This is a genomic window from Marinomonas sp. S3726 (assembly GCF_000967665.1).
Taxonomy (GTDB): Bacteria; Pseudomonadota; Gammaproteobacteria; order Pseudomonadales; family Marinomonadaceae; genus Marinomonas.
This window is the reverse complement of sequence record NZ_JXYC01000056.1, coordinates 1-1,082: the sequence shown is the minus strand read 5'-3', so window position 1 is coordinate 1,082 and position 1,082 is coordinate 1. Positions and strand designations below refer to the sequence as shown.

Annotated in this window: 1 pseudogene; it reads left to right on the top strand. The window is 45.7% G+C overall.

Annotation, left to right across the window (positions count from 1 at the left end):
* Nucleotides 1-1,082: pseudogene (locus TW85_RS26275) on the top strand (type IV secretion protein Rhs); the annotation flags it as partial.

The window sequence follows — 1,082 nt, the reverse complement described above, 5'->3', positions numbered from 1 at the left end:
GAGATGAACTGGCACTATGTGCAAGGTAAGTTGAATACGCAAACCTTCCCAGGTGGTTATGCCATCAAGCAAGTGTATAACAGTACGGGTTACCTATCGCAAATTCAAAATGCGACCGACTCAAATGACGTGCATTGGCAAGCCAACAGCATGGATGCCCGTGGTAACCTCACAGGTTACAAGCTAGACGGTACTTTAACGACCACTCGTAGTTACGATGCCGCCACAGGCTTTGTGCAAACCATCAAGTCGGGTTGGAATGGAGAAAGTGATGCTCAGCTTTCAAGCTACACCTTTGATAGCTTGGGTAACCTAAAAAAACGTGATAATAAGCTCTTCATGGATAGCATCACAACGCAGGCTAACCAAAGAACAGGGCAAAGCTTTACCTATGATGCATTAAACCGTTTAGCCTCTTGGAATACTCGTCAGTTCGAAGACAATCAAGATGCCATCCAAACCCTATCCATGAGCTATGCGGCCAATGGCAACATCTTAAGTAAGCCGGGTGTCGGCAACTATACCTATGGCGCTAATCAAGGGGTTCACAACTGTACTGTGACACCAGGGCCTCATGCGGTCTCTTACATCGAAGGCAAAGGCAATTATTGTTATGACCAAAGCGGTAACATGCTCAGTGGCGATGGTAAAATCTTAACCTATACTTCGTTCGATAAACCAAAAACCATTAGTAAGGCCAGTGAAAACACCACAACCGAAATCTTATATGGCCCTAGTCTGGGTCGTTATAAGCGAATCGACACTATTGCTGGGGAAACGCAAACTACCTGGTATTTGGATGGCCTGTACGAAAAAGTCCTCGGTAAAAACAGCAAGGTCACAGAGCGTTTTTATCTAGCTGACTTTGGTTTAATGGAGCGAACGGTTGCCGATAATGGCACTGTCATGGATCAGACTCGTTACTTCTTAAAAGATCATATCGGTTCTGTTTTAGCGATCGCAGAAGGTAACAGCATGCGCCTGCTGCAAGAGTTTCATTACGATGTTTGGGGCAAGCGTGAATACACCAAGGTCTATGATGACCCTAGCTTGCCTGCATGGGACAGCTTTGGCTTAACAGG